Here is a 20,049-nt window from a genome sequence, read left to right on the forward strand (position 1 = left end):
CCGCTGCGGCGGGCGAGGGTGCGGGCTTGGTGCCGGGTGCCCTACGTCTTTAGGGGCGCGGGGAACTGCGCGGGTGCCCCAGCACGGTCCGCACCCGAAGGCCGGGGGTGACTGGGGCTCCGCCCCAAACCCCGTGATGGCCCCACCCCGCCCCTTCCCAAAACCCTCCGGGGGTTACGAAACGGGCTGAGGTCCAACTCCTGGGACTCTGCCCCAGACCCCGTTCGCGCCTGAAGGGCGCTCGTCCTCAAACGCCGGACGGGCTGAAGAGGCCGCGACCAAGCACCCTGCCTAGGGCAAGCCACCCGGGGGCGCGGGGAACTGCGCGGTGAGGGGGCCGCGGCCAAGCACCCTGCCTAGGGCAAGCCGCCCGGGGGTGCGGGGAACTGCGCCGTGAGGGGGCCGCGGCCAAGCACCCTGCCTAGGGCAAGCCGCCCGGGGGGCGCGGGGAACCGGGGTCGGACGACGTCGCGGCGTCAGGGGCGGAGGGCCGTGGTGATTTCGGTTGCGGCCCTGGCCAAGTGGGCGCGGGCCTGCGCCAGTTGGGGCTCGGACACCCCGTGGTCCCGGGCCGCGTCCCGGATGTCGTCCCGGAACCGGTCGAGCAGACGGTCCAGATCCCGCGCCGGGTCACCGGACGACCCCTCCCGCGCCCACTCCGGCTCAGCCGAAGCCGAAGCCGAAGCCGCAGGCGCCTGGCCGAAGCCGAACCGGCCGAACTCCTTGGTGATCTCGGCGAGCCCCTCCCGTACCCCCGTCGGCCAGTCGCCCCGCGCGAAGTGCTCCTGCACCTGGCGCTGAACGTCGCGGGCGATCCGCTGCATGTCCTCGCGCGCCTTCTCCTGCGCCTCCTTGGCCTGGCGGCGCGCCTGCTGGGCCTCGTCGCGGGCCCGCCTGGACTCGTCCTTCGCCCGGCGCGCCTGCTCCTTCCACTCCTGCTTCGCGCGCTTGAACTCCTCCTTCGCCTGCTGCCACCCCTCCGCGTCCGCCCACGAACCGTCGCCCCGGCCGGCGCCGGCCGGACCCTGGCCGGTACGGGCCTCCTGGGCCGCCCGGCGCATGTCGTCGCGCAGGCTGCCCGCCGCACCGCGTACGTCGTCGCGGATCTCGGCGGCGAGTTCGGAGACGGACTCGCGGATCTCCAGCTCCAGATCGGCGAGTTCACCGCCCCGGCCCGCCAACTCCGCACGGCCCGCGTCGGTGATCGAGTAGACCTTGCGGCCGCCCTCGGTGGTGTGCGTGACCAGACCCTCGGCCTCCAGCTTGGCGAGCCGCGGGTAGACCGTGCCGGCGCTCGGCGCGTACAGCCCCTGGAAGCGCTCTTCGAGCAGGCGGATCACCTCGTAGCCGTGGCGCGGTGCCTCGTCGAGCAGCTTGAGGAGGTAGAGGCGGAGACGGCCGTGGGCGAAGACGGGGGCCATGTCAGAGCACCTTCTTGGTCGGGCCGACGGGGCCGGTCGGGCCGATGGGGCCGGTGGGGCCGGGCTGGTCGGAGGTGGGGGAGGCGGCGTCGGCCGGCGGCTCGGGCTCGTAGGGGGGTTCGAACGGCCCCTCCTCCTCCGCCGGCCTGCGCAGCAGCGCGATCGAGCCGGAGACCGTCGTGGCCTTGAGCGTCCCCGTCCCCGCCCCCAGCGTGCCGGTGATCTTCTTCGTGCCCCACTGCCCGCCGACCCGCAGGTCCTCGAAGGCGCTGGAGACCGCCCCGCTCGCCGTGTTGGCCTCGACGTGCGCGTCGGCCGGGTGCGGCAGCCGGATGGCGATCTCGCCCGACACCGAGGTCAGACGGATGTCGGTGGCCTTCGTGCCGGTGTCGAGGTCGAGCACCATGTCGCCGCTGACGGACTCGGCCGACACCGCGGCCCCCGCCCCCTCGATGACGGTCAGGTTGCCGGACACCGACTTGAAGTGGAGGTCGCCCGTGACCGCCTGCGCCTCCACGTGCCCGGACACGCTCTCGGCGCGGACCGTCCCGGCGAGCTTGACGAGGGTCGCGTCACCGGTGACACCCCGTACCTCCGTACGCCCCCGGATCCCGGAGACCACGGCGCCCGCGCCGACCGTGCCCACCTCGACGTCCGCGCCCGCCGGTACGGCGAGCGAGACCACCGCGCTGCGGTTCCAGCCCTTGCGGTCGAGCCACTTCAGGAAGCCGCGCCACTGCAGGTCCTCGTAGGCGACGGTGAGGGTCGACCCCTCGCGCGTCACGATCAAGGGTGGCCCCTCGACCGCGGTGATCTCCAGACGCGAGGAACTCTCCTCGGTCCCCACGACGTTCACCGTTCCGTTGACGACGCGGACATGGAGCTTGGTCAGCGGCTCGTCGAAAGTGAGCTTCTGCGACTCTCGGACGGTCCACGTGGACTCGGGCATGTGCCGACCTCCTGGGCGCTGCGCACGGATACGACCAGACGCAACATATCGCGTCTCTTGGTAGACACGATATATCGCGGATTCGGAAAGTCAAGGCGCGCCCGCGCCCCGCGAGCGGCGACCGCGAGTCACGCCCGCCCGGGTGTTCCTGGGGCGAAATGACCCGCTGTGTGACCTAGCGTGGGGGCGTGCCCGTCGCCCCTGTCGCCACCCCCGGAGCGCTGCTCCTGTGCCGCGCCGAACCCGCGGTGGTCCGCCCGGTCGCCCATCTGCTGCGCGAGCCGATGCTCCTGGCGCCGGCCGGTGAGGGCTGGAGCGTGCTCGTCCCCTCGGCCACACCCTGGCTGCCCGGCGACGACCCGGTCGACCAAGTGCTCGCCGGCTGGGCCGGTGCCCTCACCGTCGGCGCGGGCCGCCCCGCGCTGGCGCTGTGGTGGGACGACTCCCGGGCGGGCTACACCCTGGCCTCGGGCTTCCGCCGTACGGTCGGCTACGTCTGGCTCGCCGACGGCACGCCGGTGGGCGAGGGCGAGGCGATGCGCACCTTCGCCGCCCGGCTGGGCCTCGACCCCGTGGGCGATGTGGAGGTGCTCGACGGGCTGACCCGTCCCGATCCGGCCGCCGACGCGCGGGCCCGCCTCCTCGGACTGCTCGCGGTCCTGGCCCGTACCGGCGTCGCCCTGCCCGCCGGTCTGACCCCGGGCGAACGGACGGACCGGCTGCGCTCGGTGGCCGAGGCGCAGGGCGCGGAGACGGTCGCGTGGTCCGGCTGGCGCGACGCCGTGCGCGCCGAGCTCGACGCGGTCGAGGGCGGCCCGGCCGGCCCATGGGTGCGCGGCCCCAGGGCGCGGCTCCTGGGCGGCGCCCAGCTCGCCGCGGGGCTGCCGCTCGCGGCCTGGGGCCTCACCCGGCGCAGTGGCGGATGGACGGCGGCGGGCGCGATCCTCGTCGCCCACGGCGCGCTGGGGCTCGCGTACGACCGGATGCGGGACCCCGCGCACGGCTGGCACGTCTGCGGCTGACGCGTCTGCGTCATACGCGTCAGCCGCATCCCGGACGCCCCGAGTTCCCCGGGGTGCCCTCCCTCTCGTCTACTCCTCGTCCTCGTCCTCGTCGTCGAGCCGGGCCAGCCACGTGGCGAGCCGCTCGACCGGGACCTCGAAGTCCGGGTTCAGGTCGACGAAGGTGCGCAGCTGCTCGGCGAGCCACTCGAAGGTGACCTCCTCCTCGCCGCGCCGCTTCTCCAGCTCCTCGATGCCGCGGTCGGTGAAGTACACAACTTGCTCCTGGGACGACGTACCGGATGTTCGGCCCTCAGGGTATCGGGCGGCCGTCACCGGGCGGGCGCCGCTCGTTCTTTACGCGTGCTTTATTTCCGCATGGACTGTCCTTGGACGCTTCGCTGATAGTTTCCCGGTCTGTTTTGTGCTCAGGGGTGGGAAGTTTTGTGAAGATTCAGATATTTACCATGCGGCAAATGGTGCGATACAGCATCGGCGCCGTCGTCATTTTCGCCCTGCTCGGCCTCTATTGGTACGCGGATGCCAAGGAAACCGGATCGACCGGTGACTTGGTGATGTGCGGCTTCCTCGGGATCGCCGCGCTCTTCGTGGTGCAGCGCTGTCTGCTGCTGCCCTCGAAGGCGTGGGTGCGGTTCGACGGCGATGTGCTGGAGTGGCGGACGCACAAGTCGCTGCTGAAGCAGGAGGTTTCGCCGTCCGGTTCGGTGGCCCTGCGTGACATCGTCGCGGCCGAGGTGATCGTGCAACACCCCACCTCACGCGTGCTGTGGACCAAGCGGCAGGTGGAAATGCGGGCGGTGTGCCTGGAGTTGACGGACGGCGAGAACGTCGTCCTGCCCATTCGCGGCCTCGCCCTGAGGCTGTCCGCCGGGACACCGTTCCGGCGCCTCCTCGACGAACTGCGCCGCCGGCGGCCGGAGTTGGCCCAGGGGCTCGCCGTCGCCGTCCAGCAGTAACGACATTGCTCCGCCGTCCGTCCGCAGGGGGCGGGCGGCTCACTCTTATGTTCCGGAGTTGGTTGTGAAGGTCCAGATATTCACGATGCGCCAAGCGGTGAACGCGTCGATATTCTTCGGCTGCATCCTGTTCGCCATTGGCGTGAGCTTGTCGTCCACCATTTTGCAGGCCGTCATCGGCGTCGCAGCGATTGCCCTGATCGTGCGATTTCTTCTGCTGCCCTCCCAGGGGTGGGTGCGGATCGACGCCGACACCATCGCGTGGCGGACGCCGCGGGGCGGCCGCAAGACGGGGCTCCCGCCGGCCGGCTCGGTGGCGGTCACGGACATCGCGGCGGCCGACATGGTGAAGCAGACGGTGACGATCCGGCCCCTCGGTGCGGCCAAGCAGATGGAGATGCGCGGCATCCGCCTGACGCTCCGCTCCGGCGGCAGCGTCCTGCTGCCGATCAGGGCCGCGGTCACCAATGTGAGCGCCGCATCGCCGCTGCGCCGGCTCGTCGACGAGCTCCGGCGGCAGCACCCCGAGCTGGCGACCGCGCTCGCCGTGCCGACGATGTGAGGGTCCGACGACCCGGTTCGCCGGCCGGGGCCGGGGTACCGCGAGGTCAGCGTCTCCGGTCGTTCCCGCGGGGTCGTCCCGGGGCGCGGCCGACGGAATCGGCGGCCATGATCGGGATCTGACGGGCGTCGCACGGCGTTGTGTGAGTACGGGACGGCTGACGGAGGTGGCTTCGGATGTTCGGTGGGCTCGACGAGCTTTTCGCGCCAGGGCGGCGGCACACGGAAGAGGAGCGCCGCCGCCAGGAGATCACGCTCGACGAGGTCGGCGACTCCGATCCGGGCCGCGGCCCCATAGACCTCGCCAGCGGCAGCGTCCTCATACGGGTGCCGCAGGGCGGAGCCGCCGGACACGCCGAGGACGGACACGCCGAGGACGGAGATGCCGAGGACGGAGATGCCGAGGACGGGCACGCCCGGTCCGGGCATCGCGGCGATGACGGCGAGACCGACGCCCCCGGGGCAGCCGACGGCCCCCGCGGTGACGACGGGCCGGGCTGAGGTCACCCCCGCCCGTCGCCCCCCGCCCGCCACACCCGCCCGCGTCACCTACGCCGCCCACGCCGAAGGGCCCGGCACCCCCTGGAATCGGGGTGCCGGGCCCTTCCGCTGCGTACAGCCTGCCGGTGCTAGGCCTCGAAGACCTCGTTCACCAGCTGCTCCTGCTCCTGCTCGTGGCGCTTCTTCGAGCCCACCGCCGGGGACGAGCCGTGCGGGCGCGAGATGCGGCGCAGGCGCTCGCCGTGCGGCACGTCCGCGCCGACGGCCAGGTCCAGGTGGTCGATCAGGTTGAGCGCGATGAACGGCCAGGCACCCTGGTTCGCCGGCTCCTCCTGGGCCCACAGGTACTTCTCGGCGTTCGGGAACTTGGCGATCTCCGCCTGGAGCTCGGCACCCGGCAGCGGGTACAGGCGCTCGATGCGGATGATCGCCGTGTCGTTCGCGCCGCGCTTCTCGCGCTCGGCGGCCAGGTCGTAGTAGACCTTGCCCGCGCAGAAGACGACCTTGCGGACCGCGCTCGCGTCCACGTGCTCGTCGCCGATCACCGGGCGGAAGCCACCGCTGGTGAACTCCTCGGCCTTCGACGCCGCCGCCTTCAGACGCAGCATCGACTTCGGGGTGAAGACGATGAGCGGCTTGTGGTGCGGGTTGTGGACCTGCCAGCGCAGCAGGTGGAAGTAGTTCGACGGCAGCGTCGGCATCGCGACCGTCATGTTGTTCTGCGCGCACATCTGGAGGAAGCGCTCCGGGCGGGCGGACGAGTGGTCCGGGCCCTGGCCCTCGTAGCCGTGCGGCAGCAGCAGCGTGACGCCGGAGGTCTGGCCCCACTTCTGCTCGGCCGACGAGATGAACTCGTCGACGACCGTCTGGGCGCCGTTGACGAAGTCGCCGAACTGCGCCTCCCACATCACCAGGGACTCGGGACGGGCCAGCGAGTAGCCGTACTCGAAGCCCATCGCCGCGTACTCGGAGAGCAGCGAGTCGTAGACGTTGTAGCGCGCCTGCTCGTCCGACAGGTACATCAGCGGGGTGTAGTCCTCGCCGGTGACCTGGTCGACCAGGACCGCGTGGCGCTGGCCGAAGGTGCCGCGGCGGGTGTCCTGGCCGGAGAGCCGGACCGGGACGCCCTCCATGAGCAGCGAACCGATGGCCAGGGTCTCGCCCGTGCCCCAGTCGATCGTGCCGTCCTCGACGGAGGCGGCGCGACGCTGCATCTGCGGCATCAGACGCGGGTGGACGGTGATCCGCTCGGGGATGTTCACCTGCGACTCGGCGATGCGCTTGACGATCTCCTGGGAGACCGCCGTGGAGACCGTGACCGGGAACTGCGCCTGGGCGTCCGACGACTGGATCTCGCCCGGCGCCGAGGTGGCCTCGCGGACCTCCGCGAACACCTTCTCCAGCTGGCCCTGGAAGTCCTGCAGGGCCTGCTCGGCCTCCTCCAGGGTGATGTCGCCGCGACCGATGAGCGACTCGGTGTAGAGCTTGCGCACCGAGCGCTTCTTGTCGATCAGGTTGTACATCTGCGGGTTGGTGAACTGCGGGTTGTCGCCCTCGTTGTGACCGCGGCGGCGGTAGCAGATGAGGTCGATCACGACGTCCTTGTTGAACGTCTGGCGGAACTCGAAGGCGAGCCGCGCGACGCGGACCACGGCCTCCGGGTCGTCGCCGTTCACGTGGATGATCGGCGCCTCGATCATGCGGGCCACGTCGGTGGCGTACATGGACGAGCGCGACGACTCCGGGGCGGCGGTGAAGCCGACCTGGTTGTTGATGACGATGTGGACCGTGCCGCCGGTGCGGTAGCCGCGCAGCTGCGACATGTTCAGGGTCTCGGCGACGACACCCTGGCCGGCGAAGGCCGCGTCACCGTGCAGGGCGACCGGCAGGACCGTGAAGTCCGTGCCGCCCTTGTTGATGACGTCCTGCTTGGCGCGGGCGACACCCTCCAGGACCGGGTCGACCGCCTCCAGGTGCGAGGGGTTCGCGACGAGCGAGACCTTGATCTGCTCGCCGTCCAGACCGGTGAAGGTGCCGGAGGCGCCCAGGTGGTACTTCACGTCGCCGGAGCCGTGCATCGACTTCGGGTCGAGGTTGCCCTCGAACTCGCGGAAGATCTGCGCGTACGACTTGCCGACGATGTTGGCGAGGACGTTCAGACGGCCGCGGTGGGCCATGCCGATGACGACCTCGTCCAGGCGCGACTCGGCGGCGCTGTCGATGACGGCGTCGAGCAGCGGAATGACCGACTCGCCGCCTTCGAGCGAGAAGCGCTTCTGGCCGACGTACTTGGTCTGCAGGAACGTCTCGAACGCCTCGGCGGCGTTCAGACGGCGCAGGATGCGCAGCTGCTCCTCGCGCTCCGGCTTGGAGTGCGAGCGCTCGACGCGGTCCTGGATCCACTTGCGCTGCTTGGGGTCCTGGATGTGCATGAACTCGATGCCGGTGGTGCGGCAGTACGAGTCGCGCAGGACGCCGAGGACGTCGCGCAGCTTCATCAGGGTCTTGCCGGCGAAGCCGCCGACCGCGAACTCGCGCTCCAGGTCCCACAGGGTGAGGCCGTGCTCGGTGATGTCCAGGTCGGGGTGCTTGCGCTGGCGGTACTCCAGCGGGTCGGTGTCGGCCATGACGTGGCCGCGGACCCGGTAGGAGTGGATCAGCTCGAAGACGCGGGCGGCCTTCGTGACGTCGTCGTCGTGCGAGGCGTCGATGTCCTTGAGCCAGCGGACCGGCTCGTAGGGGATGCGCAGCGCCTCGAAGATGTCGTCGAAGAACCCGTTGTCACCGAGGAGCAGGTTGGCGACGACGCGCAGGAACTCGCCCGAAGCGGCACCCTGGATGACCCGGTGGTCGTAGGTCGAGGTGAGGGTCATCACCTTCGAGATGCCCAGCTTGTTCAGGGTGTCCTGCGAGGTGCCCTGGAACTCGGCCGGGTAGTCCATCGAGCCGACGCCCATGATGACCGACTGTCCGGGCATCAGACGCGGCACGGAGTGCACGGTGCCGAGGCCGCCGGGGTTGGTCAGCGAGACGGTGACGCCGGTGAAGTCGTCCATCGTCAGCTTGTTGTTCCGGGCGCGGCGGACGATGTCCTCGTACGCCTGCCAGAACTCGAAGAAGTTGAGCGTCTCGGCCTTCTTGATGCCGGCGACGACGAGCTGGCGGTCGCCGTTGGGCTTCACCAGGTCGATGGCGAGACCGAAGTTGACGTGCTCCGGCTTGACCAGGGTCGGCTTGCCGTCCTTCTCGACGAACGCGTAGTTCATCGACGGCATGGCCTTGATCGCCTGCACCATCGCGTACCCGATGAGGTGGGTGAAGGAGACCTTCCCGCCCCGGGCGCGCTTGAGGTGGTTGTTGATGACGATGCGGTTGTCGAACAGCAGCTTCACCGGGACGGCGCGGACGGACGTGGCCGTCGGCATCTCCAGCGAGGCGTTCATGTTCTTGGCGACCGCGGCGGCGGGACCGCGCAGCGTCACGTACTCCGGCCCTGCCGGGGCCTCCGTGGCGTCGGCCGCCTTGGCAGCCGGCTTGGCGGCGGCCGGTGCGGCGGCGGGCTTGGCAGGCGCAGCGGGCGCGGCGGCCGCCGCGGGCTTCGCCTGGGCCGGAGCCGGGAAGGCGGCCGGAGCGGCCTTGGCCGGCGCCGGTGCGGCGGCCGGGGTGGCCGGTGCCGCGGGAGCCGGGGCGGCCGCGGCGGGCGCGGTCGTGGTGGGAGCACCCTGAACAGGGTTGTCCGCCGTGCCGGCGGCGCCCGGCTTGTAGTCGGCGAAGAAGTCCCACCAGGCACGGTCGACCGAATTGGGGTCCTGGAGGTACTGCTGATAGATCTCGTCGACAAGCCACTCATTGGCACCAAAGCCGGCCGCAGGGTTCTTGCCCTGCCCGTCTTGGTCGGTCGAGACGCTCGAATTACTGGGGGACTGAGACGACACGGCGGTAACCGCCCTCTTCCGCTTCACAAGGTGATGGACAGCGGAAATAAAGGCTACGCCTTGCCGGCCGGGACGCGCAGACGGGGCAGGCCACAGTCGCGTAAGTCACACCGGAAGCCGTGTTTCGGGGCGCGAAATGGCGGGAAACAAGCGTGGTTCCGCTTCTCTCCGGGTCCTGCGGGTACACGACAGCGCGGCCGCGGCCCCCTGGACCGCGCCCTGGAAGGACCGCTTCCGCAGAACACCACGCAGAAGGACCGCTTCCGGTTCGAACTTTACGTCAATTTTGCGGACGGGGGGTCCCCGGAAGGGTGACCTGGATCCGGCAGCCGCGCGCGGATTCGGCCACGCCGATCCGGCCACCGTGGAGGTCCACCGCCCAGCGCGCGATGGCGAGACCGAGCCCCGTGCCGCCGTCGCTGCCCGGACCGTGCGGCGAGGGCGCGGTGCCGCGGTTGAACCGTTCGAACACCCGGTGCCACTCCGACTGCGGTATCCCGGGCCCCTCGTCGAGGACCTCCAGATCGAGCGAGCCGGGGTGGGCGCCGCGCCGGGCCCGTACGGTCACCCGGCCGTGCGGCGGGGAGTGCTTCACGGCGTTGTCGATGAGATTCGCCACGACCTGGTGGAGCCGTTCCGCGTCCGCGTGCGCGGTGAGCTCCGGGGGCGACACGTCCAGGTGCAGATGGACGTCGGTGCGCTGGTGGTTGCCCGAGCCGGAGGACAGCTTGCGCTGGGCGGCCGCCAGGTTGGCTTCCTTGAGGACGCCCGACAGATACGGCCACACCTCGAAGCGGTGGGCGCGCAGTGTCACCACGCCGTTGTCCAGGCGGGAGAGGTCCAGGAGGGTCTCGACGAGGCGCCCCAGGCGCTCGGTCTGCTTCAGGGCCGTGCGCATCGTCTCGGGATCGGCCGCCGAGACGCCGTCGACCACGTTCTCCAGGACCGCGCGCAGCGCCGCGATGGGCGTGCGCAGCTCGTGCGAGACATTCGCCACGAGTTCCTTGCGGTGCCGGTCCACGGCCTCCAGGTCGTCGGCCATCCGGTTGATGGTGCCCGCCAGGTCGCCGAGCTCGTCGCGGCGGTCGGCGCCGCGCACCCGGCGCGTGTAGTCGCCGTGCGAGATGGCGCGGGCGACGGTGTTCATCTCGTCCAGCGGGGCGGTGAGCCCGTGCGCGACGAACTGGGTGATCAGCAGGGTCGCTATCACCGAGAAGACGGTGATGAAGCGGAGCTCGGTGCGGGTCTGCAGGGCCACCATGAGCAGCCCGGTCGTGATGAAGACGGAGACCACGACGAGGGAGCCGAGCTTCGTCTTGATCGATATCGACACCGACCGCAGCCCGGCCGCGATCCGGCCCTTCAGGCCCCGCCTCGCCCTGGCCCATCTGCCGCGCCTGCCCGGCTCGTCCCACCCGGGCCGCTCGCCGCTGCCGCGCAGCTGCCGGGCCCGGTCTCCCGCCCGGCTCATGGCGCCGGGGTCTCCAGCGCGTAACCCACGCCATGGACCGTACGGATCCGCTCCGCGCCGATCTTCCGGCGCAGCGCCTTGATGTGGCTGTCCACGGTGCGGGTGCCGGACGCGTCGGCCCAGTCCCACACCTCGGCGAGCAGCTGCTCGCGGGAGAGCACGGCGCGCGGGGTGTTCGCCAGGCAGCTCAGCAGGTCGAACTCGGTCGGCGTCAGGTGGACGTCCTCGCCGCGCACCCGTACCCGGCGCTGCGCGTGGTCGATCTCCAGTTCGCCGAGGCGGAGTATGCCGGTGCGCGGCGTGGTGGCGGCGAGCGCGGCCCGCTCCACCCGGCGCAGCAGGACGTGCACCCGCGCCGCGAGCTCGCGCATCGAGAACGGCTTGGTCATGTAGTCGTCCGCGCCGACGCCGAGCCCGACCAGCATGTCCGTCTCGTCGTCGCGGGCCGTCAGCATGAGGACCGGCACGGGCCGGCGGGCCTGGACCCGGCGGCACACCTCCAGGCCGTCGAAGCCCGGCAGCATGATGTCGAGGACCATGAGGTCCGGCTGCCATGCCTCGGCCGTGTCGACGGCGGCGGGGCCGTCCAGCGCCGTTTGCACCTGGAAGCCCTCGGCCCGCAGCCGGGCCGCGATGGCGTCCACGATCGTCGTGTCGTCCTCGACGACCAGCACCCTGCGCTGGGCGCCGGGGGTCGCCGCGACGCCGTTGTTGCCGGTGTGAGTCTGCTCCATCGGTTGCCCCGCCCTGACTGTGCTCGCCCGGGGATCCGTGGGGTGATCCCCTGTGTCGGTCAGAGACTAGAGGCACTTTCCGTATCTCGGCTACGCAGGGCGAACGCCGAGATGGACCACGTCAGGGACGCCCCGGGCAACTCGCACCTCTTTGGTGCGTACCCCGGTGAATCCGGCATTCCGGAGAGCCTGGTCAAAGGCGGGGGACGGCTGGGCGGACCATACGGCGAGCACCCCGCCGGGGCTCAACCGCCTTGCGCAGTGGGCGAGTCCGGCCGGCGAGTAGAGGGTGTCGTTGCCCTCGGTGACGGTCCAGTCGGGCCCGTTGTCGATGTCGAGGCAGAGCGCGTCGAAGCGGTCCTGGGCGGTACGTACGTATTCCACCAGATCGGCGTGGATGATCCGGGTACGTGAATCGGACAGGGCCCGCTCCGAAATGGCGCGGAGTGGACCCGCGCGGTGCCAGTCGATGATGGCGTCTTCCCGCTCGACGACGGCGATTTGGCCCCAGCGGGGGTCCCGCGCCGCATGTGCGAGGGAGAAGCCCACACCGAGGCCGCCGATGAGAAGCGAGGGGCGGGCGGCGGCTGGCAGAAGTGTGTCGTACGCCGCATCGACGAGGAGGCGCTCCGAGCGGCCGTCCGAAGTGTCCATCAGGAAGCACCCGTTGGCGATGATCTCGAAATGGGCTCCGCGCTGCCGCAGCACGACCTCCCCGTGCGGTCCCTGGCGCCGGTCGAGGGTGGCGATGTCGTCCATGCCCGCGAGAATGCCGCGTGGGCCGCCGTCGCGCACGTGAATTGCCCGGCGTGACCGGGGTGTTCGCGGGGGCGGTCGCGCACGCGGACGGGCGGTCACGGCACCGGCGCGCGCCGGAGCGGCCGCGCCACGGTTCGCCGGCCGGAGGACCGGGTACGTGCCGGACACCCCGGACGCACAGGACGTGCCCGAGGTTGTCCCGTGTGGCGCACGTCATAGACGCGGCCGGAGTCGTTCGCGGAAGGTGTGCGTTGAAGGGGCAGGGCCGATAAGACGTGGCCGAGCGGTCGGCGGACACCGGCAAGCAGACGCAGACGTAGGCGAGCAGACGCAAGCGAGTACGCGGCACGGCCGGGAACGCGGGCGTGGCTAGATTCGGGGCGCGCCCGCCGCGTTCCTGGGAAGGGGCCTCTCCCGGTGCACCCGCTCGACATCCGGCAGCCCGGCACGCCGGGGAACGCGCCGTCGGCCGACGCGCCGCAGGCCGCCGTCCCGGGCGCGGCCACTCCCGCCCCGGCGGGACCGGCGGGCGCCACGGCCCTCGGCGCGATACCCGCACAGTGGCCGCGGACCGAGCCGGCGGACGCCGTCGCGAGTGCGCCGTCCACGCCGCCCGGCGCGCGCGGCGCCCTGGCCCGGATCGGCCGGCTGCTGCCCTCGCCCGCCACGACCCCGTTCGCCTTCGGCTACGCCCTGCTGCTCCTCGCGACCTCGCTCTACGCCCAGTACGGCAACCCGGACACCGTGGACGCCCTGCTCCAGGGGTCCAGCACCGATGTGGCGCACCTGTCGACGCGGCCCGTCCTCGCGATCTTCGCGAGCGCGCTGTGGATAGCGGGCGGGGTCGTATCGCCGTACGCGGTCGCCTTCGTCTTCGTCCTCGCTGCCCTCGAACACCGCATAGGAGGCTGGCGCACCGCGGGCGTCTTCCTGCTCGGCCATGTCGTGGCGACGCTCGCCACCGAGATCCCGGTCGCCCTCTCGGTGCTGGCCGGCCACCTCCCCGAGACCTCGCTGCACCGCCTCGACTACGGCATCAGCTTCGGCCTGATGGCCACGGTGGGGGCCCTCGCGGGTCTGCTCGTCCCGTTCCTGCGCTGGACGTCCCTCGCCGTGGTGGGGGTGCTCCTCACCCAGGACCTGCTCGACATCTCGGACCCGCTGGCCGCCTGGGGCCATCCCATCGCGCTGCTGGTGGGCATCGCCTGCTGGCCCGCGGTACGCCGGGCCGGCCGGCCGGCGCCGACGGGCTGAGGGCTACGCGCCGGGCTCGGGCCGGGTCTCCGGCCGCCCCGACCACGCGAGCACGTGCCACAGCTGCTTGACGTACTGGAGCATCTCGTCCGGCGTGCCCCACCGCGCCCACTCCCGCGGCTCCCGCACGGCCGACGCGGCCGCGTGTCCGAGCACCCGTGCGTCGAGGAGGCCGTGCGGGGAGCGGGTCCGGCAGATCCACTCGGCCAGCGGCACCATGACGGGCCCGCGGAACGCGGCGTCCACCTCGTGCGGCGCGAGCACGAACCCGGGGTGCCACTCGACCGGCACCCCGGTCGCGGCGAGCAGCCGGGCCGTCCCGGTGCCGCGGAACGACGGGTCGAGCACCAGCGCCTCCGCGTCCCGCGCCAGCACGACGGGCCCGTGCACCTGGGCCTCGACATAGCCGTCGAGGACGCGCCCGTGTCCTCGGGCAGCCGCTGCGGGGCCGGCGGCCGGGGGCGCGTCGGCATCCGGGCCGGCCACCGGTGTGCCGTCCTCCGCGAGGGCCGCGAGCACCGACGCGAAGGCGTCGGAGGTCCCCACGTCCGCGGGTCCCAGATGGCTGTCCCCGTGACAGAAGGTGGCCCGTGCGTTGACCTCGGGACGCAGCCGCACGTGGCAGGAGCCGAAGCGCGGCGCGGCGCCGTCGGTGTGGCCGGCCAGGTCGAGCGCGCCGTACTTCGGCCGCTCCTCGGGGCGTACGCCGGCCCGGTGGTACGCGCCGCCGAACAGGCCCCGCTCCCACTCGTCCCGCGCGCCGCCGGGGAACGCGGTCCGGCCGCCGTTGGACAGCCCCGTCTCGTACTGGCTGCGGTACACGCCGTCCGCGGCGAGCGCCTCGGCCACGGTGCGGCCGTCGCGGGGGCGCAGCCGGTCCGGGTGGAAGTTGAGCGTGATGCGGGCGCTGTCCATGACGTACGCGGTGACGTCGTCCACCCGGGTGCCCGGACGCACGGCACACAGGCGCTTTTCGGCCAGCACGCGCGCCTCCTGAGCGGCGGCGCGGACATGGCCGAGCGCGCCGGCCTGGGCGGGGGTGAGGCTCATGGCGCCCGAATGTAGAGGAGACGGCTCCGCGCCCGCCCGGGGTTTTCCGCCCTGCGCGCCCCTCGCTCCCGCCCGGTCAGTCCTTGTCCGGGGCGAAGTGGAGGCTCGCCATGGGGGAGTGGGTCCGCCAGCCGAGGCTCGTGTAGAGCGAGCGGCCCTCGGAGGTGCCCACCAGGATGCCGGTGGTGGCGCCCGCGGCGTGGGCGGTGTTCTGCAGGGTGCGCATGACCAGGCTGCCCAGGCCCCGGCGCTGGTGGTCCGGAGCCGTCTCGATCTGGTCGGCCACGGCGGTCGGGCCGGTCGGCGCGATCTGGCCCCGGGCCGCGAAGTGTCCCTCGTCGGTGCGGACCAGGGCCCGTGTGACGCCGCCCCGGGTCCACGAGGTGAGCGTGTAGCCGTCCGGCACCCCGGGCCGCTCGGCGGCGAGCGGAACGGACATCAAAAACCCCGGCTTGTCGAGCCGCCAGCCCGCACCGACCCACGGCCGTACGGTGTCGTCGTCGGCGAACAACTTCAGCCATGTCCCCGGCGCACGCGTGGCGGACGCCAGGGCCCGCACGTCCGCCTCGACGGGCTCGGGCAGCACATGCCGCGACACGTGCTGAGCCTGCCCGGCGTCGATGGTCCACCCCCAGGCCCGCTCCATGGGATCCGACGTCCCCCGCGACACCACCCAGCCGTCGATCCAGGCCCGCACGAGCGTCCCGATCGAAGCCCGGTCCGGTATCGCCGCCGTCGTCAACGTCATTGCAGCCCCCTGGGGTGGTCGTAGCAGGTAATAGGTGAACTCGTTAAGTGAACCTTACCGACTTGCCCGCACTGCGCAACCCCCGGCGGGTGTGCGGCCCGCCGCGCGTGCCCGGTGGCAGGAGGTCTCGCGGTGATCGCTCAGAGCGAACGCCGCCCGGGGAACATTCCTCGACTCACATGCATTGAGTCGGCATAGCTCAACTTGACTGCCGAAGGGGAGATCATGGCTACCGAGTCCACGGCGTACACCTCGACCAACCTGCCCGTGCTGCCGCTCGACGACGAGGTCGTGCTGCCCGGCATGGTGGTGCCGCTCGACCTGTCCGATGCCGAGGTGCGGGCCGCCGTCGAGGCCGCTCAGGCGGCAACCCGGTCCGATGCCGGGAAGCCGCAGGTGCTGCTCGTGCCGCGCATCGACGGGACCTACGCCGCGACCGGTGTGCTCGGGACCGTCGAGCAGGTGGGACGGCTTTCCGACGGCGACCCCGGCGCCCTCATCCGGGGCCGCCACCGCGTGCGCATCGGGGCCGGCACCACAGGCCCCGGCGCGGCCCTGTGGGTGGAGGGCACCCGGGTCGAGGAGACCCTTCCGGACCCGCTGCCCGGCCAGGTGACCGAGCTGGTCACGGAGTACAAGGCGCTCGCCACCGACTGGCTGAAGCGCCGCGGTGCCTGGCAGGTCGTCGACCGCGTCCAGCAGATCGAGGGCGTCTCCGCGCTCGCCGACAACTCCGGCTACTCGCCGTTCCTCACCACCGCCCAGAAGGCCGAGCTCCTGGAGACGAGCGACCCGGTCGCCCGCCTCAGGCTCGCCACCGAACAGCTCCGCGAGCACCTCGCCGAGCAGGACGTCGCCGAATCCATCGCCAAGGACGTCCAGGAAGGCGTCGACAAGCAGCAGCGCGAGTTCCTGCTGCGCCGTCAGCTCGACGCCGTCCGCAAGGAACTGCGCGAACTCAACGGCGAGGGTGGCGAGGAGGACGAGAGCGACGACTACCGCGCCCGCGTCGAGGCCGCCGACCTGCCCGAGAAGGTCCGCGAGGCCGCGCTCAAGGAGGTCGACAAGCTGGAGCGCGCCAGCGACCAGTCGCCCGAGGGCTCCTGGATCCGCACCTGGCTCGACACCGTCCTCGAACTGCCGTGGAACGAGACCACGGACGACGTGTACGACATCCGGGGCGCGCGGGCGGTGCTTGACGCCGAACACGCCGGCCTCAAGGACGTGAAGGAGCGCATCACCGAGTACCTCGCGGTGCGCAAGCGGCGCGCCGACCGCGGGCTCGGGATCGTCGGCGGCCGCCGCGGCGGCGCCGTGCTCGCCCTCGTCGGCCCGCCCGGCGTGGGCAAGACCTCGCTCGGCGAATCCGTGGCGCACGCCATGGGCCGCAAGTTCGTGCGCGTCGCGCTCGGCGGCGTACGCGACGAGGCGGAGATCCGCGGACACCGCCGGACCTACGTCGGCGCCCTGCCCGGCCGGATCGTCCGGGCCATCAAGGAGGCCGGGTCGATGAACCCGGTCGTGCTGCTCGACGAGATCGACAAGGTGGGCTCCGACTTCCGGGGCGACCCGGCGGCCGCCCTGCTCGAAGTCCTCGACCCGGCGCAGAACCACACCTTCCGCGACCACTACCTGGAGGTCGAACTCGACCTCAGCGACGTGGTGTTCCTCGCCACCGCCAACGTCCTCGAAGCCATCCCCGAGGCGCTGCTCGACCGCATGGAGCTGGTCAGGCTCGACGGCTACACCGAGGACGAGAAGGTCGTCATCGCCCGCGACCACCTGCTGCCGCGCCAGCTGGAGCGGGCCGGGCTCGACACCGGCGAGGTCGTCCTCGAAGACGCCTCGCTGCGCAAGCTCGCCGGCGAGTACACCCGGGAGGCGGGCGTACGGAACCTGGAGCGCTCCATCGCCCGGCTGCTGCGCAAGGTGGCCGCCGAGCACGAACTCGGCCAGCGGGAGCTGCCGTTCACCATCGCCCCCGACGACCTGCGGGCCCTGATCGGACGCCCGCACCACGTGCCGGAGTCCGCACAGGACCCGGCGGAGCGCCGCACCGCGGTGCCCGGCGTGGCCACCGGCCTCGCCGTCACCGGCGCCGGCGGCGACGTCCTGTTCGTGGAGGCCTCCCTCGCCGACCCGGAGACGGGCGCGGCGGGCCTGACCCTGACCGGTCAGCTCGGCGACGTGATGAAGGAGTCCGCGCAGATCGCGCTGAGCTTCCTCCGCTCCCACGGAGCCGAACTGGAGCTTCCCGTGGGCGACTTGAAGGACCGGGGCGTACACGTCCACTTCCCGGCGGGCGCGGTCCCCAAGGACGGCCCGAGCGCCGGCATCACCCTGGTCACCGCGCTGTCCTCGCTCCTGTCCGGACGGCAGGTCCGCACCGACGTCGCGATGACCGGCGAGGTGTCGCTCACCGGCCGCGTGCTGCCGATCGGCGGCCTCAAGCAGAAGCTGCTCGCCGCACACCGCGCCGGGATCACCACCGTCGTGATCCCCAAGCGCAACGAGGCCGACCTGGACGACGTCCCGGCGGAGGTCCTGGACAAGCTGGAGGTCCACCCCGTGACCGATGTCCGCCAGGTCCTGGAGATCGCGCTCGCCCCGGCGGAGGTCGCGGTGGCCGCGGCCGCCTGAGCACCCGGCAGGCCCCGGGAGATCAGGCGCGGGTGGCCCGCTCGTACAGCGAGCGGGCGCCCGCGTCGAACAGGACCGCCGTCGACTCCGCGTCCGTGTCACCGCCGCTCAGCACCCCGATGATCCGGCCCATCCGGTCGGCTCCCTGATATCCGGTCAGCCAGGGACTGCCGCTCGTACCGTCCCAGAACCCCCCGCACCGCATCCGCATCATCGCGGGCACATCGGTGTCGCGCCGGGTGTCGGTGGTGCAGATGACGGGCCGGTTCTCGGGGTTGTGGTCCTCGATCGGATAGCCCACGACCGTCACCCGCTGGTCGGGCCCCGCGCCCCAGTCCGGCGTCGAGGAGCCGACCACGCTCTGCACGCTGCGGCCCTGCGCGTCCGGCTCCACGGTGAGGAAGGCGTAGTCCACCGCGTCGTCCTGGTCCGCGGTCCACCGGTCGTCGATCTGGACGGCGCGCACCTTCCACTTCCCGTACGGATACGTGCCCCCGTCCGCCCCCGAGAAGCCCGGCGCGAACTCCACCTCGTCGGCGGGGTGGGCGGCCGCGCAGTGCGCCGCCGTGGCGATGACATTGCCGCGCGGGCTGCTCACCACGCTCGCCGTGCAGTAGTGCTCGCCCCCGCTGACCAGCACCCCGACCGCCGGTGTGCTCGGCGCGGGCGCGGCGCTCGTCTGCGCGCGGGGCGCGCCCGACGGCGCGCTCTCGGCCTGCGGGGACGAGGCCGCGGAGCCCCCGCACCCCGCGCCGCCGAACAGCACGACCGCGACCGCGGCGGCCGGAGCCACCGCCCGCCTCACCCTTCCCAAGCTGCGCATGGCCTCCATCCTGACGCATGGGGCGCGCGGAATGCGGTCACCTGTACGGCTCGTGCCCCGTTCGAGGAGGCGGAGCGCGCCGGGCGGGGCGGCCCGGAGCGACGGAAGGGCCCCCGGCGACGCAGCGCCGGGGGCCCCGTCCGTGCGGGTGAACGCGTCAGCCGTTGGCCAGTGCCTGCAGCCGGTCGTACGCCCCGTTGAAGCGGGAGTGGTCGCCGACGGTCGGGCCGGACGAGGTGTACTGCCACATCGTGTAGTAGTCCCAGCCGGCCGGCAGGGCGCCGGGGTCGGTGTTGTAGCGGGCGATCCAGAGCGGGTCGGTGGAGCCGAAGGCGGCGGAGTTCCCGGTGCACTGGCTCCACCAGCTGGTGGCGGTGTAGATCACCGGCTCACGGCCGGTGCGGGTCCGGTACTCGTTGACGAAGTCGCGGATCCAGCCGACCATCCCGGCCGCCGACTTGCCGTAGCAGGCGGCGCCGTACGGGTTCCATTCGATGTCGAGCGCGCCCGGCAGGGTCCGGCCGTCGCGCGACCAGCCGCCGCCGTGGTCCACGAAGTAGTCGGCCTGGGCGGCGCCGCCCGTGGTGTCCGGGGTGGCGAAGTGGTAGGCGCCGCGGATCATGCCGGCGTCGTACGAGCCGTTGTACTGCTGCGGGAAGTAGGGGTTGTTGTAGTACGTGCCCTCGGTGGACTTGACGTAGGCCCACTTCACGCCGGTGTTCCACAGCGTGGGCCAGGCGACGTTCCCGTTGTGGCTGCTGGTGTCGACGCCCTCGGTCTGTACGGCGCGGGTGTCGCGGGGCAGGCCGCCCACCCCGTCGTGGGCGGCGACGCCCATGCCGAGGGTCGCGGAGCCGCGCGGCGGGATGTCGCGCGAGGGGGTGTCGGCGGCGCCGGAGGTCCCGGTGCTTCCGAGGACGAGGGCGAGGGAGGAGAGGAGGATCCCGGCCGCGGTGAGGGGTCCGCGGCGGGCCGTTCCGGATCTGTGCACGGGCATTGCGTGCCTCCGAAAGGCTCGGTGGGGGCTGGGACGTGACGGCTCGGGTCGACATGGCGACGTATCGCTGTGGACATGTCACGAATGACGCTACGCACGTAGACCGTTGGCGCGAAAGAGGCTTCAGGTTATGCCGTTGGTTCAGACCTTTGGCGGCCACGACACGCTGCGACAACGGCGTGGCCCGGCAGAAACTTTCAGCCGTGGCCGGGCTCGGCGCCAGGCGCG

At 72.1% G+C, this 20,049-nt stretch carries 17 protein-coding genes; 6 read left to right on the forward strand and 11 right to left on the reverse strand.

Features of this window, described 5'->3' with window-relative positions; translation table 11 throughout:
• Window positions 1-476: 476 nt before the first annotated feature.
• Window positions 477-1,421 (reverse strand): helix-turn-helix transcriptional regulator, encoded by a 945-nt coding sequence (locus tag OOJ98_RS20280; protein WP_267056342.1) that lies wholly within the window; start codon window positions 1,419-1,421, stop codon window positions 477-479.
• 1 nt (window position 1,422) lies between these two features.
• Complete coding sequence (locus OOJ98_RS20285) at window positions 1,423-2,370, reverse strand: DUF4097 family beta strand repeat-containing protein (RefSeq protein ID WP_267056343.1); 948 nt, start codon at window positions 2,368-2,370, stop codon at window positions 1,423-1,425.
• Window positions 2,371-2,558: 188 nt separating this feature from the next.
• On the opposite strand from OOJ98_RS20285, the gene OOJ98_RS20290 reads away from it, so the two are divergent.
• Window positions 2,559-3,392 (forward strand): hypothetical protein, encoded by an 834-nt coding sequence (locus OOJ98_RS20290; protein ID WP_267056344.1) that lies wholly within the window; start codon window positions 2,559-2,561, stop codon window positions 3,390-3,392.
• A gap of 69 nt (window positions 3,393-3,461) precedes the next feature.
• On the opposite strand, the gene OOJ98_RS20295 is transcribed toward OOJ98_RS20290, so the two are convergent.
• Window positions 3,462-3,647: a DUF6104 family protein gene (locus OOJ98_RS20295; RefSeq protein WP_030190019.1), complete on the reverse strand. Its 186-nt coding sequence runs from the start codon at window positions 3,645-3,647 to the stop codon at window positions 3,462-3,464.
• A 200-nt stretch (window positions 3,648-3,847) separates the two neighbouring features.
• Between OOJ98_RS20295 and OOJ98_RS20300 the strand changes: the two genes are divergently transcribed.
• The 3 genes from OOJ98_RS20300 (at window position 3,848) to OOJ98_RS20310 (ending at window position 5,410) form a co-directional block, all read left to right on the forward strand.
• Window positions 3,848-4,348 carry a hypothetical protein gene (locus OOJ98_RS20300; protein ID WP_267056345.1) on the forward strand — a complete coding sequence of 167 codons (501 nt, stop codon included), beginning with the start codon at window positions 3,848-3,850 and terminating at the stop codon, window positions 4,346-4,348.
• 58 nt (window positions 4,349-4,406) lie between these two features.
• Window positions 4,407-4,910: a hypothetical protein gene (locus OOJ98_RS20305; protein WP_267056346.1), complete on the forward strand. Its 504-nt coding sequence runs from the start codon at window positions 4,407-4,409 to the stop codon at window positions 4,908-4,910.
• Window positions 4,911-5,086: 176 nt separating this feature from the next.
• Entirely contained in the window at window positions 5,087-5,410 is a 324-nt protein-coding gene (locus OOJ98_RS20310; protein WP_267056347.1) for a DUF6191 domain-containing protein, read from the forward strand.
• 128 nt (window positions 5,411-5,538) lie between these two features.
• On the opposite strand, the gene OOJ98_RS20315 is transcribed toward OOJ98_RS20310, so the two are convergent.
• From OOJ98_RS20315 to OOJ98_RS20330, 4 genes are all read right to left on the reverse strand, one after another.
• Window positions 5,539-9,345, reverse strand: a complete 3,807-nt coding sequence (locus tag OOJ98_RS20315) for a multifunctional oxoglutarate decarboxylase/oxoglutarate dehydrogenase thiamine pyrophosphate-binding subunit/dihydrolipoyllysine-residue succinyltransferase subunit (RefSeq protein ID WP_267056348.1) — start codon at window positions 9,343-9,345, stop codon at window positions 5,539-5,541.
• 280 nt (window positions 9,346-9,625) lie between these two features.
• On the reverse strand, window positions 9,626-10,816 hold the full coding sequence (locus OOJ98_RS20320; RefSeq protein WP_267056349.1) for a HAMP domain-containing sensor histidine kinase: 1,191 nt from the start codon (window positions 10,814-10,816) through the stop codon (window positions 9,626-9,628).
• Window positions 10,813-11,550, reverse strand: a complete 738-nt coding sequence (locus OOJ98_RS20325; RefSeq protein ID WP_267056350.1) for a response regulator transcription factor — start codon at window positions 11,548-11,550, stop codon at window positions 10,813-10,815. Before OOJ98_RS20325 ends, OOJ98_RS20320 begins: the two co-directional genes overlap by 4 nt.
• 90 nt (window positions 11,551-11,640) lie before the next feature.
• Window positions 11,641-12,309 (reverse strand): spermidine synthase, encoded by a 669-nt coding sequence (locus OOJ98_RS20330; protein ID WP_267056351.1) that lies wholly within the window; start codon window positions 12,307-12,309, stop codon window positions 11,641-11,643.
• A gap of 417 nt (window positions 12,310-12,726) precedes the next feature.
• On the opposite strand from OOJ98_RS20330, the gene OOJ98_RS20335 reads away from it, so the two are divergent.
• A complete protein-coding gene (locus OOJ98_RS20335) occupies window positions 12,727-13,563 on the forward strand; it encodes a rhomboid-like protein (RefSeq protein ID WP_267056352.1) in 837 nt (278 codons plus the stop codon).
• Between the two features lie 3 nt (window positions 13,564-13,566).
• Here the strand turns inward: OOJ98_RS20335 and OOJ98_RS20340 are convergent, their stop codons facing one another.
• Window positions 13,567-14,613 (reverse strand): DUF3626 domain-containing protein, encoded by a 1,047-nt coding sequence (locus tag OOJ98_RS20340; RefSeq protein WP_267056353.1) that lies wholly within the window; start codon window positions 14,611-14,613, stop codon window positions 13,567-13,569.
• A 76-nt stretch (window positions 14,614-14,689) separates the two neighbouring features.
• A complete protein-coding gene (locus tag OOJ98_RS20345) occupies window positions 14,690-15,361 on the reverse strand; it encodes a GNAT family N-acetyltransferase (RefSeq protein WP_267056354.1) in 672 nt (223 codons plus the stop codon).
• Between the two features lie 225 nt (window positions 15,362-15,586).
• Between OOJ98_RS20345 and lon the strand changes: the two genes are divergently transcribed.
• Entirely contained in the window at window positions 15,587-18,001 is a 2,415-nt protein-coding gene (gene lon / locus OOJ98_RS20350; protein ID WP_267056355.1) for an endopeptidase La, read from the forward strand.
• Between the two features lie 22 nt (window positions 18,002-18,023).
• Here the strand turns inward: lon and OOJ98_RS20355 are convergent, their stop codons facing one another.
• Both OOJ98_RS20355 and OOJ98_RS20360 read right to left on the reverse strand, forming a co-directional pair.
• On the reverse strand, window positions 18,024-18,824 hold the full coding sequence (locus tag OOJ98_RS20355) for a serine protease (RefSeq protein WP_267056356.1): 801 nt from the start codon (window positions 18,822-18,824) through the stop codon (window positions 18,024-18,026).
• 157 nt (window positions 18,825-18,981) lie between these two features.
• The gene (locus OOJ98_RS20360; protein ID WP_267056357.1) at window positions 18,982-19,821 is read right to left on the reverse strand and encodes a lysozyme; all 840 of its coding nucleotides are present in this window, start codon (window positions 19,819-19,821) and stop codon (window positions 18,982-18,984) included.
• Window positions 19,822-20,049 lie beyond the last annotated feature (228 nt).

The organism is Streptomyces sp. NBC_00083, assembly GCF_026343295.1.
Classification (GTDB): Bacteria; Actinomycetota; Actinomycetes; order Streptomycetales; family Streptomycetaceae; genus Streptomyces.

Coding starts and splice junctions, on each gene's coding strand:
- OOJ98_RS20280 (WP_267056342.1), bottom strand. CDS start 1,421: ATGGCCCCCGTCTTCGCCCACGGCCGTCTCCGCCTCTACCTCCTCAAG.
- OOJ98_RS20285 (WP_267056343.1), bottom strand. CDS start 2,370: ATGCCCGAGTCCACGTGGACCGTCCGAGAGTCGCAGAAGCTCACTTTC.
- OOJ98_RS20300 (WP_267056345.1), top strand. CDS start 3,848: ATGGTGCGATACAGCATCGGCGCCGTCGTCATTTTCGCCCTGCTCGGC.
- OOJ98_RS20310 (WP_267056347.1), top strand. CDS start 5,087: ATGTTCGGTGGGCTCGACGAGCTTTTCGCGCCAGGGCGGCGGCACACG.
- OOJ98_RS20320 (WP_267056349.1), bottom strand. CDS start 10,816: ATGAGCCGGGCGGGAGACCGGGCCCGGCAGCTGCGCGGCAGCGGCGAG.
- OOJ98_RS20325 (WP_267056350.1), bottom strand. CDS start 11,550: ATGGAGCAGACTCACACCGGCAACAACGGCGTCGCGGCGACCCCCGGC.
- OOJ98_RS20330 (WP_267056351.1), bottom strand. CDS start 12,309: ATGGACGACATCGCCACCCTCGACCGGCGCCAGGGACCGCACGGGGAG.
- OOJ98_RS20340 (WP_267056353.1), bottom strand. CDS start 14,613: ATGAGCCTCACCCCCGCCCAGGCCGGCGCGCTCGGCCATGTCCGCGCC.
- OOJ98_RS20345 (WP_267056354.1), bottom strand. CDS start 15,361: ATGACGTTGACGACGGCGGCGATACCGGACCGGGCTTCGATCGGGACG.
- lon (WP_267056355.1), top strand. CDS start 15,587: ATGGCTACCGAGTCCACGGCGTACACCTCGACCAACCTGCCCGTGCTG.
- OOJ98_RS20355 (WP_267056356.1), bottom strand. CDS start 18,824: ATGCGCAGCTTGGGAAGGGTGAGGCGGGCGGTGGCTCCGGCCGCCGCG.
- OOJ98_RS20360 (WP_267056357.1), bottom strand. CDS start 19,821: ATGCCCGTGCACAGATCCGGAACGGCCCGCCGCGGACCCCTCACCGCG.